Here is a 16,516-nt window from a genome sequence, read left to right as displayed (position 1 = left end):
GTTTGTTCAAGAAGTTATTGGTAACGACCATTTCGCTTGCGGTTCTTTTGGCGTCCGGCCTTGGCATCTGGGTCTGGCAGGGGCTCAAAACCCTGGAGCAGCCAGTCTCTCTGGAAGAACCAGTATTGTTCACCGTCCCTATGGGCGCCGGCTTTGATCAGGTGGCCCGCACCCTGGAGTCCGCGGGCTACGTCAATGACAGTCTGTGGATGCGGATATATGGCCGGTTGCACCCGGAACAGGCTCGACTGAAAGCAGGCGAGTATGAGTTTTCTGACGGCATGTCCCGACTGGCCTTGATCGAAAAAATGGTCTCTGGCGAGACAAAGCACTGGCAGATTCAGTTCATCGAGGGCTGGACGTTCAAGGATATGAGGCAGGCGATTGCCACTAATGAGCGCCTTGATAAGGTCACATCAGAATGGGCCGATGACAGGATCATGGCTGCGATGGGAGCCGAAGGCGCCCACCCGGAGGGTCGGTTCTTTCCTGACACCTATCTGTACACCAGTTTTGAAACAGATCTTGACCTCTACAAGCGGGCCTTCAACCGAATGGAATCCGTGCTTGCGGAAGAATGGGAAAACCGGGCCGAGGGGCTGCCATACGATTCGCCCTACGAAGCGTTGATTATGGCATCAATCGTCGAGCGCGAGACGGGCGCTGCCCACGAACGAGACCAGGTAGCCGGCGTGTTTGTCAGGCGATTGCTGAAGGGTATGCGACTTCAGACGGATCCCACCGTGATCTACGGAATGGGTGATCAGTATCAGGGACGCATTTCCCGCAAGGATCTGCGCACCTACACCGACTACAACACCTACCGAATAGATGGGTTGCCACCGACGCCCATTGCTTTGCCAGGCCGCGAGGCCATTCACGCTTCCTTGCACCCTGCAGACGGCGATTCCCTGTATTTCGTTGCTCGCGGCGACGGCACGCACAAGTTTTCCCGCACCCTGGCCGAGCATCAGAAGGCGGTGCGCCAGTTTCAGCTGAACCGTCGCTCTGATTATCGCTCGTCGCCCGCTCCGAGCACTTCGGACGATTCAGAGGGCCAGCAAAGCCCATGACGGCCAAAGGCAAGTTCATTACGTTTGAAGGCACCGAAGGTGTTGGCAAGTCTACGCAGTTAGAGAATGCTGCCAACCAGCTTCGCAGCCTTGGATTGCAAGTAACGGTGACTCGCGAACCCGGTGGAACGCCGATGGCAGAATCCATTCGTGAACTTCTGCTGGCGCCCAGGGAAGAGCCAGTCAACGATCTGACAGAACTTTTACTGATGTTTGCCGCCAGAGCCCAGCATCTCCATTCGAAAATTCTTCCGGAGCTGGAGCAGGGTCGCTGGGTGTTGTGCGACCGTTTCACGGACGCAACCTTTGCCTATCAGGGCGGCGGGCGCGGCGTACCCTTCCAGAGTATTGCAACGCTGGAGACCCTGGTTCAGGGCGACGTGCGACCGGATCATGTCGTACTTCTCGATGCGCCTGTGGAAACCGGCATGGCTCGCGCAAAACACCGCGGAGACCTTGATCGGTTTGAACAGGAAGCCGTGGCGTTTTTTGAACGAATTCGGCAAACCTATCTTGAGCGCGCAGCCATTGCGCCAGAGCGTTATCACGTGGTTGATGCCGCCAGAGAGCTGGGCGAGGTGAGCCGTGATATTGCAGCACTTTTTCAGGAACTGGCCCGAGGTTGATCCTGAATCAACCCCCGGTGGGTTCCGTGCAAAGCATTCGCGGTTTTGTTTTAATGAGTGATCACCTGGCGATGGCAAACAGGCTTTAAGTATGTTGGATGCGCGTCTGCTAAAGCTTCCTACCGCGTCTCATCAGCACCGCCATGAGCATCATCAGATTGTGATAGGTGTTCAGGGCGAAGCCGATCTGACCGTCGATGGCACCGGGGCCCATCTGGACACATGGAGCGCCTGTCTGGTGCCCACCCAGGCCCGGCACGATTACTGCGGCGATCTGCAGAATCATGTCCTGGTCATTGACCTGGACCCAGGCGTCTCTGCTCTGGATACTTCCGATCACTGCGACTATGAAAAGCTGGCGCCTCTGTTCGAGCGGCCCAGAACACTGGCTCTCGACAATCAGATGCAGAATCTGGTGCAGTTTGTCGCCGGAGAGTTCGACCGCTCCCCTGAGAATCAAACGATGAAACGCCATCTCGGCGCCAGCATTCTGCATTGCATGGCAGAGCGGTTGAACGGCGAACGCAACGTCCGCCCCGGGCGTCAGAGCCTCAGCCCCGATACCATTCGCCGTTATATCATGGAGAACCTTCAGCGCAAGATCTCAGTGGAGGACCTGGCGGGTGTTGCCTGCCTGAGCACCAGCCGATTCCATGAGATGTTCCGGGATCTCACCGGCATAACGCCCCACCAGTTTCTGTTGCAGACACGGCTGGACCAGGCGGTTCAACTGCTTTCAAGTACGAATCTATCCATCTCAGAAGTGGGATATCGCACGGGGTTTTCTTCACAAAGCGCCCTCACCAATGCACTGAAAAAGCATAAGGGCACCACGCCTTCTCGCCTTCGCGCGGCGGCCTGACGCCGTTATCGCACACACGAATTCCATCTCAGTATGATTTTGCAAAATAATCGTAGGATTTTGTAAGCCTGATCCCTGTGTGACGACTAACGTTAGGTCAGTTTGGTTATCTAGGGATGCAGGGGAGTTCAGATGTTCGAGGCCGCCAGGGCCCTGGAGCCTGTGTTTCAGGAACAATCAAAAACCTTTTTCTGGCACGGCATGCTCGAAAATTATGCTGTCGATGAAGAGGCCTATCTTCGCGAACTCATGGTGCTTGCCGAAAGCAACGCTGCCGAGCAAAAAGCGACTGCCGAGACGGCCGCCGATCTGATTCGTCTTGCTCCAGACCAGTCACCTGAGCTTCTCAGCCAGCAATTTGTCCTGGGGCAGGACATTGGCAAAGCGCTTGAAAATGCCGGGGAGTGCCTGCGTAAAGGTTGCTCCTACTCTTTCGACATGCTTGCTGAGTCTGCCGTAACCGCCTCTGATGCAGCCCGCCATTTCGCCCGTTATGAGGAAGCCATTCTGACAGCCGGGCCGCAGTCACGCTGGGGTAAAAAGACACGTCCGCTATCGGTGTCCCTAAAACTGTCAGCACTTCATCCACGGTTCGACGTGTCACAGCAAGAGCGCGTCTTTGCCGACCTGTACCCCATACTTTGCGATCTGGTGGCCTGCGCCAGAGGGCAGGGCGTGGCCATTACGCTGGACGCTGAGGACATGGACCGGTTCGAACTCACGCTTCAGCTGTTTGAAAAGGTGTATTACTCGCCTGTTGCTGAAGGTTGGAACGGGCTTGGAGTGGCCATCCAGGCCTATTCCAAGCGAGCACTTCCAGCGTTGTGCTGGCTCAACAAGCTGGCAAAAGAGCAAGGCGATGAGATTCCCGTTCGGCTGGTAAAAGGTGCCTACTGGGATGCTGAGATAAAGCACGCTCAACAGCTGGGGATTTCCAGCTATCCCGTGTTTACGCGTAAAGAGGGTACCGATACGTCCTATCTGGCTTGCCTTCGCTTTCTATTAAGTGATTACACCAAAGGGGGCCTTTTTCCCCAATTGGCCACCCACAATGCCCACACGGTTGCGTCGGTATTGGTAATGTCGAGCAGTAAAGACCGCCGTCTCGAATTGCAGCGTCTTCATGGAATGGGCGATGCACTTTACGACTCGATTCTCAAACGATTCGACTATCCGGTGCGCATTTATGCACCGGTAGGCGGCCATGAGGAGCTCCCTCCTTACCTGGTGCGCAGGCTGTTGGAAAACGGCGCCAGCACGTCTTTCGTTCATCGCCTTGCGGGTTCAGAAACACCGGTTGAAGTCCTGACTAAGGATCCTGTGCAGGAGCTGGGAACGTATCCGTCCCTGGGAAACGACCTTATCCCGTTACCGCCCTTGTTGTATGGAAGTGAGCGGACGAATGCAAAAGGCTGGAACCTGGCGATTACAGCAGACCGTGAGAAATTCGTTGCCGGATTACGTCAATGGTGGGGCCATGAGTGGCAAGCGGGCCCCATCATCGGCGGCAAAACCTTTCTTGGAGGGTGTTCTGAAGCCGTTTTGTCGCCTAACAACGGTGAGCCGATTGGTGAACGTTTTGGGCTCGAACTGGAAAACCTGGAGTCGGCACTGGAACAAGCGCTCTGCGGGTTTGTCGGTTGGTGTGACTGTCCTGCCGCCGAGCGGGCAGATGCGGTACAAGGGTTTGCAGATGCCATTGAGGCCCATCGCTGTGAGCTGGTCGCGTTATGCAGTCAGGAAACCGGTCTGCCCATTCGCAGTGTCATCGAGGATTTGCGTAATACCGTCGATCTCTGCAGGTATTACGCTAGTCAGTCCAGGTCACGATTTGGTCATTCGGTGGCCCTACCGGGCCCGACAGGAGAAACCAATGAGCTATATATGGAGGGACGGGGCGTCTTTCTTTGTGTCAGTCCCGCCGGCTCTCCAATGTCGGTCTTCTGTGGCCAGATTGTCGCTGCTTTGCTTGCCGGCAATACGGTTCTCGCCGAATCCTCCGGGCAGAGCAGCTTGCTGGCTCACAGGCTGGTGGAGCTCATGCTTGCAGCGGGCATTCCGGAAAACGCCATTCATCTGTTACCGGGGCATCGCGATTTCGTCGGGAGTACGCTGGTACCGGACCCCAGGATAGCGGGCGTCACCTTTACCGGCTCTGCGCAGGTCGCCCGTCGGATTAATCGACTTCTGGCTGAACGTGAGGGCGCGTGCGCGCCGCTGGTTGCGGAGATCGGCGGTCAGAACGCGATGATTGCTGATAGCAGTGCAGTGCCGGAACAGGTTGTCCGGGATGCATTGGAATCGGCGTTTTCGTCTGCCGGGCAGGGCTGTTCTGCTCTGCGGGTGCTGTTTCTTCCGGAAGACATTGCCGATCAGACCGAAAGGCTAATAGCAGGAGCACTGAACGACGTTTGCGTGGGTAACTCCACGCGGCTGTCCACCGATGTTGGGCCAATGGTGGATGCCGATGCAAAGTCCAGGTTTGAGCGATACCTTGAAGTTCTTGAAAGGGATGCTCGTCTGATCGGAAAGTCTCCGATGCCCGTCGTTGATGCGGCTGGTCACTTCGTCGCACCGTCTGCCTGGGAAATAAAATCGCTTAAATACCTGAAAAATGAATGTTTTGGTCCTATCCTTCATGTAATCCGTTACCGCTCCGACGATCTGGATGGGGTGATCAACCAGATCAATAGCCTTGGAAACGGGCTGACACTGGGTATTCAGAGTCGAAGCGAGTCCACAGCTGCCTACATAGAAAAACGTGTGAGGGCAGGCAATACATACATCAATCGCGATCAGGCGGCCGCTGTTGCAGGCGTTCAGCCGTGCGGGGGGGAGGGCCTGTCGGGCGCTGATCCCAAGGCAGGTGGTCCGAATTACCTGCTACGCTTTGCTGCAGAGCGAACACGAACAATCAATACCACAGCAATGGGAGGCAACGCGTCACTGTTGTCTCTTGGCATTTAGAAAGTCTGACATTCACAGAAAAGGGGGCATTTATTGGAAGAGCCGGGTAGGAGCTAGCGGCAAACGTGTCGTGAATCAGAGTGAGTAATACGAGAGAAAAAATGAGTGCGAATGTCAGGCGTGACACGGCAATCGCACCAACTGGCCGACACAGCTGTCGGCACAGAAAACTGGAGGAATTTCATGGCTATTGGTGTATGGATTAGTCTCATTGGGTATTTTGCGCTGATGATTGTTATCGGCCTGTACGCAATGCGCACATCTACGTCGTCATCCGAAGACTATATGTTGGGTGGACGGTCCCTCAGCCCGAAGGTGGCCGCACTGTCGGCAGGCGCCTCGGACATGAGTGGTTGGTTGCTTCTGGGTTTGCCCGGGGCGCTGTTCGCTTCCGGTCTGGGTTCTGCCTGGATCGGCATTGGCCTGTTGGTCGGTGCCTTTTTCAATTGGACGCTGGTTGCGCCTCGCCTTCGTGAGCAAACCGTTCACTATGGCAACGCTATTACCATCCCGTCCTTTCTGGCGAATCGTTTTCCGACCCAGGCGCTCTCTCTGCGTACTGTATCGGCCATCGTTATCGTTATTTTCTTCGCGGTGTACACCGCGTCTGGCCTGGTTGCTGGTGGCAAACTGTTTGAAAGTGCGTTCTCTGGCATCTTTAACTTCGGTGGTTTGAGCGACTATGCGGTGGGTATCGTCATCACACTTGGTGTGGTGCTGGTCTATACCGTGGTTGGTGGTTTCCTTGCCGTTAGCATGACGGACTTCGTCCAGGGCTGCATCATGATGCTGGCACTGGTGATTATGCCGGCCGTTGTTCTCTTTGGCGAAGGAGGTGGCGGTTTCGCCCAGGCGCAGCAAACCCTGAATGAAGTCGATCCCTCCTTGCTCTCCTGGACGGAAGGCCTGACCATCATAGGTTGGCTGTCCGCGGTGACCTGGGGGCTTGGCTATTTCGGCCAGCCACACATTATCGTGCGTTTCATGGCGATCCGTACACTGAAAGACGTACCCACTGCCCGTAATATCGGCATGGGCTGGATGCTGATCTCCCTGATCGGCGCCGTGTCCCTGGGTGTGTTCGGCCGTGCCTACGCTGTGCGTAATGGTATGACTGTTGATGACCCCGAAACGATCTTCATCATCCTTTCAGAGCTTCTGTTCCACCCGCTGATCACTGGCTTCCTGTACGCCGCTCTGCTTGCTGCAGTGATGAGTACCATTTCCAGTCAGTTGCTGGTGTCGTCATCCTCGCTGACGGAAGACTTCTATCGTTTGTTCCTGCGTAAAGAAGCTTCTGACAGGGAGTGTGTCAACGTTGGTCGCGTGTGCGTCGTACTGGTTGGTCTGGTGGCTTCGGTGATTGCATCGGATCCCGACTCTCAGGTTCTGGCACTGGTCAGTAACGCTTGGGCCGGCTTTGGTGCCGCCTTTGGTCCGCTGATTATCCTGTCCCTGATGTGGCCACGGACTAACGGTGCTGGCGCGATCGCAGGCATGGTTGTGGGTGCCGCCACGGTGATGATCTGGATCTCGATGGGCTGGAACGGTGAGTTCATGGGTGGTCCTGGTGTGTACGAGATCATTCCTGGCTTCATCCTGGCCTGGGTTGCCATCATGGTGGTGAGCTCGGTCACTGCGGATGCCGGCGAGTATCAGCACATCGAGCGGTAACTCCGCGTGTTGATCACTTTCTGAGTGGAAAGAGGGCTCCTTCGGGGCCCTCTTTTTTTGTAGCTTGCTGCTTAGGGGGCTGGCACGAGGGTGGGATACCCTTTCTTATGGGAAAAAGAACTCGCTTCGCTCAGACACCTTTGTTCCCGCCAGAAAGGGTATCCCACCCCCGCGCCGATCTGACCAAGTGCACTACTCCTTTTACTGAATGAAAGGTAGAAGCGATATCCCATGAGTTGGATCTGGCTCGCGGTGGGGAAGTCTTTTCTGCAGGGATAAAGGTGTCTGAGCGAAGCGAGTTCTTTTCCCGAAAGAAAAGACTTACCGACCGTGGGCCAAACACCGACATCATCAGGCTAGGGGGCAAGCCCCAAAACCGACAGGCTAGAAACAAAAAAAGCGCCAGCCCGAAGGCTGGCGCTTTCATGGAACGGACCAGAAGGTCAGTCTCAGGCTCCGTTTAGGCCACGGTGGCCTCAGACGCCTTGCTGGTGTACAGCTCCATCTGGTCGAAGTTGAGATACTTGTAGATCTCTTTCGACATGCTGTTCAGATCCTTGGCGTACTCCATGTACTCCGCCGGAGACGGGAGTTTGCCCAGAACCGCGCCAACCGCAGCCAGTTCCGCAGAGGTCAGGTACACGTTGGCACCATCGCCCAGACGGTTCGGGAAGTTACGAGTGGAAGTAGACAGCACCGTGCTCTTGGCAGCGACACGCGCCTGGTTACCCATGCACAGTGAGCAGCCTGGCATTTCAGTGCGCACGCCCGCAGTGCCGTAGGTGTTGAAGTAACCTTCCTCCATCAGCTGCGCCTGGTCCATCTTGGTGGGTGGTGACATCCACAGACGGGTTTTCAGGGGCTCTTTGTTCTGCTCCAGCAGCTTGCCAGCGGCGCGGAAGTGGCCGATGTTGGTCATGCAGGAACCGATGAACACTTCGTCCACCTTGTCGCCAGCGACTTCGGACAGGAACCTGGCGTCGTCCGGGTCGTTCGGGCAGCATACGATCGGCTCTTTGATATCGGCCAGGTCGATTTCCACCACGTGGGCGTACTCGGCGTCTTTATCCGCACGCATAAGCTTCGGATCGGCCAGCCATTCTTCCATCTGCTGGGCGCGACGCTCCAGAGTACGTGGGTCGCCGTAACCTTCAGCGATCATCCAGCGCAACATGGTGATGTTGGAGCGCAGGTATTCCGCTACCGAGTCCTCGGACAGGTTGATGGTACAACCGGCGGCAGAGCGCTCTGCAGATGCGTCGGACAGCTCGAACGCCTGCTCAACGGTCAGGTGCTCAAGGCCTTCGATTTCAAGGATGCGGCCAGAGAACTCGTTGATTTTGCCTTTCTTCTCAACGGTCAGCAGGCCCTGCTTGATGCCGTATAGCGGAATGGCGTGAACCAGGTCACGCAGAGTGATGCCCGGCTGCATTTCGCCTTTGAAGCGCACCAGCACGGATTCCGGCATGTCCAGCGGCATAACGCCGGTCGCAGCCGCGAAAGCCACCAGACCAGAACCCGCAGGGAAGGAGATACCCATCGGGAAACGGGTGTGGGAGTCACCACCGGTACCCACGGTATCTGGCAGCAGCATGCGGTTCAGCCAGCTGTGGATGATGCCGTCGCCCGGACGCAGGGCTACACCGCCGCGAGTCTGGATAAAGTCCGGCATGGTGTGCTGCATTTCAACGTCGACCGGCTTCGGGTAGGCCGCGGTGTGACAGAAAGACTGCATAACCAGGTCTGACTGGAAGCCGAGGCAGGCCAGATCTTTGAGTTCGTCACGAGTCATTGGGCCAGTGGTGTCCTGTGAGCCCACAGTGGTCATATGTGGCTCGCAATAGGTTCCAGGACGAACGCCTTTGCCTTCTTCAAGACCGCAGGCTTTACCCACCATCTTCTGGCCAAGGGTGAAGCCTTTGGTGCCGGCTTCAGGGTCGTTTGGCAGACGGAAGATGTCAGTGGCGCCCAGGCCAAGCGCGGTACGGGCTTTGGCGGTCAAACCACGGCCAATGATCAGTGGAATGCGGCCGCCGGCCTGAACTTCGTCCAGAATTACTTCGGATTTGAAGCTGAATTCGGAGATGGTCTCGCCCGCTTCATTCAGGATCTTCCCCTCGTAAGGACGGATGTCGATCACATCGCCCATGTTCATGTTGTCCACCGGCGCTTCGAATACCAGCGCGCCTGCGTCTTCCATGGTGTTGAAGAAGATAGGGGCAACTTTGCTACCGATGCACACGCCGCCGGCGCGCTTGTTCGGAACGCCCGGGATGTCTTCGCCAAAGAACCACAGAACAGAGTTGGTGGCAGACTTACGCGACGAACCGGTACCAACCACGTCGCCAACAAATGCAACGGGGTAGCCTTTGGATTTGATTTCGTCGATCTGGCTCATCGGGCCAGTAACGCCGGGCTCTTCCGGCTTCAGACCGTCACGCTCCATCTTGTAGGCGGCGCGGGCGTGCAGTGGAATGTCCGGGCGGGACCAGGCATCCGGTGCAGGCGACAGATCGTCGGTGTTGGTTTCGCCGGTGACCTTGAACACCACCATTTTGGTGCTCTCGGGAACCTTCTTCTTGTTGGTGAACCACTCGGCGTTGGCCCAGGATTCGATGACAGCTTTGGCAACCGCATTGCCTGCGTCCATTTTTTCCTTCACGTCGTTGAAGGCATCAAACATCAGCAGCGTGCGCTTGAGTTTTTCGCCCGCCTGCTCGGCCAGCTCGGCATCGTCCAGCAGGTCAACCAGAGTGGCGATGTTGTAACCACCCTGCATCATGCCAAGAAGGTCAACGGCCTTTGGCTTGTTCAGCAGGGGTGAGGTCGCTTCACCTTTAACAATGGCGGTCAGGAAGGCTGCCTTTACATAAGCAGCTTCGTCTACGCCGGGTGGCACGCGGTTTTCAAGAAGGTAAACCAGTGTGTCTTCTTCGCCTGCAGGCGGATTCTTCAGTAGCTCGACCAGCGCGGCTGTCTGCTCAGCGTTGAGAGGCTTGGGGGGGATGCCCAGAGCTTCTCGTTCGGCAACGTGTTCACGATAGGCTTCTAACACGATATGGACCCTCATCAGTTGGAATGTCCCGCGCCGTGGGCGTCGTTGCCCGGCGGGAGTTTTACGGCGGTAAGAATTTGGTTGGCGCGCATTTTATAGGAAAGCCCTTACAAAGTTAAGTTGGACAATCATCTGACCGTCGCTAACGGTTATGTATAATGCGGCTCCAGTTGAACCATCTGGTCGTCATTACCTATGAATGAAGCACTTCAGGACATCCATCGTTTCCTGCCCTGCCGAACCCCGGACCGCTGGATCGAAAATGCGCTGGCGAATCAGGATCTGATGCTGATTGATCACGCCCACTGCGAAAAAAAGGCGGCGTCAACGGCGTTAAGCCTGATGTACCGTTACGTGGATAACGTCACTCTGCTGAACAAGATGTCGCGTCTGGCCAGGGAAGAACTGCGGCACTTTGAACAGGTGCTGGCGATCATGAAAAAGCGGGGCGTTACCTACGACCATTTGACGCCTGCCCGTTACGCCGCCGGCTTGAGACAAGAAGTGAGGTCGGATGATCCCGGCCGCCTGGTTGATGTGTTAATTGTCGGCGCCATTATTGAAGCCCGTTCCTGTGAACGATTTGCGGCGCTGGCGCCGCATCTGGATGATACCCTCGCGGACTTTTATACCGGGCTGCTGAAGTCAGAGGCGAGGCACTACCGCGACTATCTGGGCCTGGCCGAGCAGGCCGCAGGCGAGTCGATAGACCATCGAGTGGCCGCCTTCCTGGCAATTGAGAAACGTCTTATCGAGTCGCCAGATGAGGTCTTTCGTTTTCACAGTGGCCCAGTTCCGGCCTGAATATGCTCAGGTAAGGGTGGATCCTCTAGCTGTTTACAAAGGTCAATCCAGCGATCAATGCCCGCGCTGCGGTATTTCTGTTTGTGCAGTATGAAGTAGAAGTTTCGATCGAATTTCCGGTATTCAGGTACGCGCAGTGGCACCAAGCTTTTGCGGCGAAATGCATCGGCCAGGCAAACCCTCGATAGGCAGCCAATGCCGAGGTTGGCTTCCACAGCCCGTTTGATGGCCTCGGTATGCTCCAGTTCAAGCAGGATATTCAGATCCGGCAGCAGGCCGTGCATGCCGCGCTCGAACGTCTGGCGAGTACCTGAGCCAGGCTCGCGCATCACCCAGGTTGCTGAGAGAAGATCAGCGTCTGTCAGTTCTTTCTTGGCCGCCAATGGATGCTTTGGCGAGCAGAAGACCACGAGCTCGTCACCCCGCCACGGAGCAACTTCCAATTCTGTTGACTGCAGTTCGCCCTCAATCAGTCCCACATCGAGTTCAAAATCGCTGACCCGTTTGGCGATAGTGCGGGTGTTGGCGACTTCAAGCGAAACTCTGGGGTGGCTTGGCGTGTTCATATACTCAGCCATGACTCCCACGGCGAGATAATTACCGATGGTGAGGGTAGCTCCCACTTTCAGAGCGCCAACCTCAGTGTGCTTGCTGAAAGCTTGTTCAAGTTCCGTGGATTGCGCCAGCAACGCTTCCACCTTGGGGCGATACAGGCGACCAAGCTCGTTGAGCTGGAGCCGTTTACCGACGCGATCGAACAGCTGGATATTGAACTGGTTTTCCAGTTCTTTCAGAGCACTGCTTGCCGCTGACTGCGACATGGCGAGTGAGTCGGCAGCTTTCGTAATGTTCTGATAGTGGGCAGCAGCCAGAAAGACCTCAAGCTGACGGAAGGAATATCGCATTATCGATTTTATTCCTTTGTAGGCGGATGGTTATCCGGTAATTCGATAGATTAACTCTCTCACTGCGGGCGCGCAATGAAGGGCTGGTTATTCTACGCTCATATCAGTGGCCGGCTCGTCAGGTTCTTTTACACATGCCTCATGCTCACTTTGATAAATATCGCTTAACTTAATGTTTATAAATAGATAAATGGTTTTCGGTTTGTTTTTTGCTTTATTGCGCGCTGCACTTAAAGGGTGCAAATGTCTTAAACAACCATCAAGGATGAGATTCATGAAATCTGCAATTGCGTTTGTTCTGACCATGTCCGTGAGCGCCGCAGCTTCGGCCGTCCCGGCGCTGGACTTTATTATTGACGGAGACACTTTTAGCCAGCCGTTCTCCATCACCAACTCGTCTGATGCAGGCGAAAAAGTAACCCGATTCCAACTGGACCTTAGGCCCACCAACTCGATCTGCTATGACCCGGCCAGCGATAGCAATTGTAATGGTTCGATTGGGGTGTCCTTTGGGGCCGTCGGCAGCACAGGTGCAACGACTGGACTGGTTTCGGGGAATGTGACTGACGCTCCCGGCGGTATTGCGGCCTGGGATTTTCTCGATATCCTGTTCAGCGATTTCGATGCCGGTGAAACCTTCTCCTGGGATATTGATGTTGATAGCTACCTGAGTACTGCGACAGTTTTCGGAGACGAGATGATTGGCGCTTCCGCTATTGTCGATTTCTCCTCCGGCGTTCGCCTTCTTGGTGAATTGCAGGCGGTAGCCGGAAACAGGGACGCGGCAGCATTTACGGTTGTTGGGCGGACAACCGTCCCAGTTCCAGAGCCTTCAACTCTGGCTCTGTTGGGGCTTGGTCTGCTGGGTCTTGGCGCTTCACGTAAGCGCAAAGCCTGATCCATTCAGATTAAGGTTGACGTAAAAAACCCGGGCTTTGGCCCGGGTTTTTTTGTGGGCAGTTCTCTTGCGAGGGCACGGAAAAACTCTTTATCGAATAATTGGAACAAGGTTATGAAAATATCCCATTTTGTCGATAGGTGATCTTGGGTTAGCATTTAAAAATTGAGATTCAAACATCCTTTGCAGGAAACAAACGGGTAGCAACATGAGCAACTTGAATAAAGAGCGTGTAACAAGTGTCCGTCATTGGAACGACACCCTTTTCAGTTTCACGACCACTCGTGACCCGGGGTTCCGTTTCAAGAATGGTCATTTCACCATGATTGGCCTGGAGACTGAGGGCAAGCCTTTGATGCGCGCTTACAGTATTGCCAGTGCAAATTATGAGGAAGAGTTGGAGTTCTTCTCGATCAAGGTTCAGGACGGCCCGCTGACTTCACGCCTGCAGAAGATTGAAGTTGGCGACGAAATCATGGTCAGCCGCAAGCCCACGGGCACGTTGATCATGGATAATCTGTTGCCGGGGAAGAACCTTTGGATGATCAGCACCGGTACGGGGTTGGCACCGTTTATCAGCATCATCAAGGATCCGGAAGTATACGAGGCGTTTGATAATGTCATCGTCACCCATGGTGTCCGTTACATCTCGGAGCTGGCTTATCAAAAGGAAATTGAAGATCTTCCGAACAATGAGTTCTTCGGCGAAATGGTGCAGGGTAAGTTGAAGTACTACCCGACAGTGACCCGGGAAGACTTTCGCAACACTGGTCGCCTGACAGACGCCATGGAAAACGGCAAGCTCACCCAGGATCTGGGGCTTCCGGATTTCGACCTCGAGAATGATCGCTTCATGGTGTGCGGTAGTCCTAGCATGCTGAAGGATACCTGCGAAATTCTCGAACGCATGGGCTTTAAAGAAGCGCGTCAGGGCCATCAGGGCCATTACGTAATTGAGCGGGCCTTCGTAGAGCAGTAGACTTTGCGGTCCTGTGATCGCAGCACACGAAACCCCGGGGTTAGCGCTCCGGGGTTTTCTGTTTCCGGGCTTTGAGGTTTGAAGATGACGCATTGGTTGTTTCTGGCAGTCGCCATCATTGCCGAAGTCGTTGGCACATCCTTTCTGAAGCAGGCGGATGGCTTTACCAGGTTTTGGCCATCGGTCACCGTTGTTGCCTCTTACGTTATTGCCTTTTACTTTCTCTCTCTCACCCTGAAAACCCTGCCAGTGGGCCTCGCCTATGCGGTCTGGGCGGGCGCCGGGGTGGCCCTGATCGCGCTGGTCGGGCTTATCTTTTTTGGTCAGGTTCTTGATTGGCCGGCTCTGGTGGGCATTGCGCTGATCGTCAGTGGCGTGGTGGTTATCAATCTTTTCTCATCGGTTATCTAACAGGGTAATCACTCGCGTTCAGGCTGTGTTTTCCAGAATCTGTGATACAACTTAGAGCAGATCTGTTCTGATTCGCGTGCCCTGAAGGTGATTGTTTGAGAAAAGCACTCTGGATCTTCCTGCTTGCTGTTGTGATCGCTGCGGCTGTGAGCTTCCAATCGTCACCCGTGCCGATTGAGCACAGACTGATTTCCATTGAAGCCAGTGAGAGATTGCCGGGCTACCCGGCGCTGATGGATCAGCCGGTCGAGCTCCAGGCCGCGGTCATTGATCTTGGTAATGACCCTTTGCTGTTACTCAAGGCTCAGGCGGCCATGATGGTTTACCCATCAATGGCCAGCGAGATTTTTCCCATGTATGCCGCCGAGCCAGAGTTCCAGCGCATTCTTCGTCGCTACGGAGAGCATGCCCTTCCGCCCATTGAATATTTTCTGCGCAATTCCGTGAGCACTGTCGAGTGGATGAATCAAGCATCCGTGCAATTTCAGCGTGCCCGAGATTATTTCAACGAATTGCGCGGTCGCCCGGCCAGTCCAACGGACTCGCCGCCCTCAATGGGACCTCTTACCGCCGCTGAAAGAGGTTGGTACGCAGTGAACTTTATTGACCGTGAAGGTGAGGACTTCCTGGGTCAGTTTAAAACGGATGTGGATGGCAAAACTCATTGGGTACAGACCGAAAGAATCACTGAAGGTGTGACCCAGTTTTTTACCGGTGGTATTCGACAGCTTGAGTCGAGCTATCGAACTGATGGCGAAGTAACGGCCAGTGACATTGGCTGGGCGTCGGTGGATGTGTTGGTGTTTGCCAGCGCGGTGAAATTTCTTCGGGCTGGGCGTGCCGTGGCGAAGACTACTCAGACAGCGCGCGTATCCACCCGCTCGGCAGCGCTGGCAGCGCGACTGACCGGTGGCGCAAGATTGGTGCTGCGAGGCGCACGATACGCTAAATGGCCTGCGGTCATCGGTGTCGGTTATCTGGTGATTTCTCATCCCGGACTGATATCCGACTTTTTCGCTGCAGCGGCAGACGTTTTTGGGATCCCGCCACTAGCGGGTCAGTTCGTTGGTTGGGCGCTTATATTATTGCCGGTGCTCTATTTATTGAGTTGGTTGGCGATACCCTTTGCCAGTCTGCTACGCGGAACAGGCAACCTGTTAATGGCCTTCAGGGGGCAGCGTCACCGTGAAATACTCTGATCGGGCGGTGTTCATTTTATGTCTGCTCTCGGTGTTGATGGCCTGTTCAAAAGTCGAGCCTGATTATGAGTTTGATATTCGCCTTCAACCCGGTGAAATTGAATGGATCGGCAAGCGCGTTTTTGAAAACGAGTGCGCTGGCCGCAGGGACTGCCTGGTGCACTGGAATCGAGGTGAGGCATTTCCTTCCCTGGGTATCGGCCATTTCATCTGGTATCCAGAGAAGGTCAACGGTCCTTTCGTTGAAAGCTTCCCTGCAATGATCGAATTTCTCGTAACGAAAGGAATAACGTTACCAGAATCTCTCGAAACCGTTGAGCCATTTGACGCTCCCTGGGAGTCTCGTGCTTCTCTCATTCAAAAGTCTAATACTGACCGTGTCCGGGAGTTGCGAGACTTTCTGTTCGCAACCCGCGGGCTGCAGGCAGAATTTCTGATTAATCGCGCAAGTCGTGCTTTGACGGCGATTATTGAGGCGATGCCGGAGAATGCGCGAGCGTCGACTGCTGCCAGGATTGAAGACTTGGTTCGCACACCGGGTGGCGTTTATGCCCTGATTGACTATGTTAATTTCAAAGGCGAAGGGCTGGCTGAATCCGAACGATATAGCGGCCGTGGCTGGGGCCTGCGTCAGGTTTTTGAGGAGATGGACCAGTCGAAGGATGTCACCGCTTTGGAGTCCTTTCGAAAAGCAGCGGCACTGGTTTTGACCCGGCGTGCAAACCACGCGAAGAACGAGATTGAAAAGCAGCAATGGTTACCGGGCTGGCTCAAGCGACTAGAAACGTATCGGGAGCCCGACTGGCCTTAAGCTGTAAAGAAAATTGCCCCAAAACTGGTCGTTTAGTCTGAGCGCTTCTACTCTGTATGGAGGCGTTTTGAAAGGTGTTAAAACAGAATCGGGCCTGCTCTGAATTGAGGCGCGTTGTGCCCGATTTTGTGGCTTGTATCACAAATCAACGCGCCTCGAAATTAAGAAAATAAATAAAAACAATGAGATGCATTTTGGCTCGCAAATTGCTGGCCGGTTGATGCTCCTCAAACTCATGTATTACGGAGAAAC

The 16,516-nt window shown here is 55.0% G+C and carries 12 protein-coding genes and 1 pseudogene; 11 read left to right on the top strand and 2 right to left on the bottom strand.

Going from position 1 to position 16,516, the window contains the following annotated elements; all coding sequences use genetic code 11:
• Nucleotides 1-2 precede the first annotated feature (2 nt).
• The 5 genes from mltG (at nucleotide 3) to putP (ending at nucleotide 7,202) form a co-directional block, all read left to right on the top strand.
• Nucleotides 3-1,073 carry an endolytic transglycosylase MltG gene (mltG, locus tag QLQ17_RS11200; protein ID WP_283209660.1) on the top strand — a complete coding sequence of 357 codons (1,071 nt, stop codon included), beginning with the start codon at nucleotides 3-5 and terminating at the stop codon, nucleotides 1,071-1,073.
• A complete protein-coding gene (gene tmk / locus QLQ17_RS11195; protein ID WP_283209659.1) occupies nucleotides 1,070-1,699 on the top strand; it encodes a dTMP kinase in 630 nt (209 codons plus the stop codon). Before mltG ends, tmk begins: the two co-directional genes overlap by 4 nt.
• A 91-nt stretch (nucleotides 1,700-1,790) precedes the next feature.
• Nucleotides 1,791-2,561, top strand: coding sequence for a helix-turn-helix transcriptional regulator (locus QLQ17_RS11190; protein ID WP_283209658.1), 771 nt, complete (start codon nucleotides 1,791-1,793; stop codon nucleotides 2,559-2,561).
• Between the two features lie 132 nt (nucleotides 2,562-2,693).
• The gene (gene putA, locus QLQ17_RS11185; RefSeq protein WP_283209657.1) at nucleotides 2,694-5,528 is read left to right on the top strand and encodes a bifunctional proline dehydrogenase/L-glutamate gamma-semialdehyde dehydrogenase PutA; all 2,835 of its coding nucleotides are present in this window, start codon (nucleotides 2,694-2,696) and stop codon (nucleotides 5,526-5,528) included.
• Nucleotides 5,529-5,711: 183 nt separating this feature from the next.
• Entirely contained in the window at nucleotides 5,712-7,202 is a 1,491-nt protein-coding gene (putP, locus tag QLQ17_RS11180) for a sodium/proline symporter PutP (RefSeq protein ID WP_283209656.1), read from the top strand.
• 460 nt (nucleotides 7,203-7,662) lie between these two features.
• Here the strand turns inward: putP and QLQ17_RS11175 are convergent, their stop codons facing one another.
• Complete coding sequence (locus QLQ17_RS11175; RefSeq protein WP_283210157.1) at nucleotides 7,663-10,257, bottom strand: bifunctional aconitate hydratase 2/2-methylisocitrate dehydratase; 2,595 nt, start codon at nucleotides 10,255-10,257, stop codon at nucleotides 7,663-7,665.
• Between the two features lie 195 nt (nucleotides 10,258-10,452).
• On the opposite strand from QLQ17_RS11175, the gene QLQ17_RS11170 reads away from it, so the two are divergent.
• Entirely contained in the window at nucleotides 10,453-11,061 is a 609-nt protein-coding gene (locus QLQ17_RS11170) for a MiaE family protein (protein WP_283209655.1), read from the top strand.
• On the opposite strand, the gene QLQ17_RS11165 is transcribed toward QLQ17_RS11170, so the two are convergent.
• The gene (locus QLQ17_RS11165; RefSeq protein ID WP_283209654.1) at nucleotides 11,037-11,966 is read right to left on the bottom strand and encodes a LysR family transcriptional regulator; all 930 of its coding nucleotides are present in this window, start codon (nucleotides 11,964-11,966) and stop codon (nucleotides 11,037-11,039) included. The two genes, QLQ17_RS11170 and QLQ17_RS11165, sit on opposite strands and share 25 nt — an antisense overlap.
• An 814-nt stretch (nucleotides 11,967-12,780) precedes the next feature.
• Here QLQ17_RS11165 and QLQ17_RS17170 point away from each other — a divergent pair.
• The 5 genes and pseudogenes from QLQ17_RS17170 to QLQ17_RS11140 all read left to right on the top strand — a co-directional run.
• Nucleotides 12,781-12,864 (top strand): annotated as a pseudogene (locus QLQ17_RS17170) (PEP-CTERM sorting domain-containing protein); the annotation flags it as partial.
• A gap of 208 nt (nucleotides 12,865-13,072) precedes the next feature.
• Entirely contained in the window at nucleotides 13,073-13,843 is a 771-nt protein-coding gene (locus tag QLQ17_RS11155; RefSeq protein WP_283209652.1) for a ferredoxin--NADP reductase, read from the top strand.
• Nucleotides 13,844-13,927: 84 nt separating this feature from the next.
• Nucleotides 13,928-14,254: a DMT family transporter gene (locus QLQ17_RS11150; protein ID WP_283209651.1), complete on the top strand. Its 327-nt coding sequence runs from the start codon at nucleotides 13,928-13,930 to the stop codon at nucleotides 14,252-14,254.
• A 95-nt stretch (nucleotides 14,255-14,349) separates the two neighbouring features.
• Nucleotides 14,350-15,453, top strand: a complete 1,104-nt coding sequence (locus QLQ17_RS11145) for a hypothetical protein (protein WP_283209650.1) — start codon at nucleotides 14,350-14,352, stop codon at nucleotides 15,451-15,453.
• Nucleotides 15,440-16,264 (top strand): hypothetical protein, encoded by an 825-nt coding sequence (locus tag QLQ17_RS11140; RefSeq protein WP_283209649.1) that lies wholly within the window; start codon nucleotides 15,440-15,442, stop codon nucleotides 16,262-16,264. The genes QLQ17_RS11145 and QLQ17_RS11140 overlap by 14 nt, the downstream gene beginning before the upstream one ends.
• Nucleotides 16,265-16,516: the final 252 nt, after the last annotated feature.

Origin of the sequence: Marinobacter sp. CHS3-4, assembly GCF_030053415.1 — a bacterium.
Classification (GTDB): domain Bacteria; phylum Pseudomonadota; class Gammaproteobacteria; order Pseudomonadales; family Oleiphilaceae; genus Marinobacter.
The sequence above is the reverse complement of the archived record's forward strand: the minus strand, read 5'-3'. Positions and strand labels throughout refer to the sequence as shown.

What these genes read in the sequence shown, in the direction of transcription:
- putP (WP_283209656.1), top strand. Translation starts at nt 5,712, where the DNA reads ATGGCTATTGGTGTATGGATTAGTCTCATTGGGTATTTTGCGCTGATG.
- QLQ17_RS11170 (WP_283209655.1), top strand. Translation starts at nt 10,453, where the DNA reads ATGAATGAAGCACTTCAGGACATCCATCGTTTCCTGCCCTGCCGAACC.
- putA (WP_283209657.1), top strand. Translation starts at nt 2,694, where the DNA reads ATGTTCGAGGCCGCCAGGGCCCTGGAGCCTGTGTTTCAGGAACAATCA.
- QLQ17_RS11190 (WP_283209658.1), top strand. Translation starts at nt 1,791, where the DNA reads ATGTTGGATGCGCGTCTGCTAAAGCTTCCTACCGCGTCTCATCAGCAC.
- QLQ17_RS11150 (WP_283209651.1), top strand. Translation starts at nt 13,928, where the DNA reads ATGACGCATTGGTTGTTTCTGGCAGTCGCCATCATTGCCGAAGTCGTT.
- tmk (WP_283209659.1), top strand. Translation starts at nt 1,070, where the DNA reads ATGACGGCCAAAGGCAAGTTCATTACGTTTGAAGGCACCGAAGGTGTT.
- QLQ17_RS11165 (WP_283209654.1), bottom strand. Translation starts at nt 11,966, where the DNA reads ATGCGATATTCCTTCCGTCAGCTTGAGGTCTTTCTGGCTGCTGCCCAC.
- QLQ17_RS11155 (WP_283209652.1), top strand. Translation starts at nt 13,073, where the DNA reads ATGAGCAACTTGAATAAAGAGCGTGTAACAAGTGTCCGTCATTGGAAC.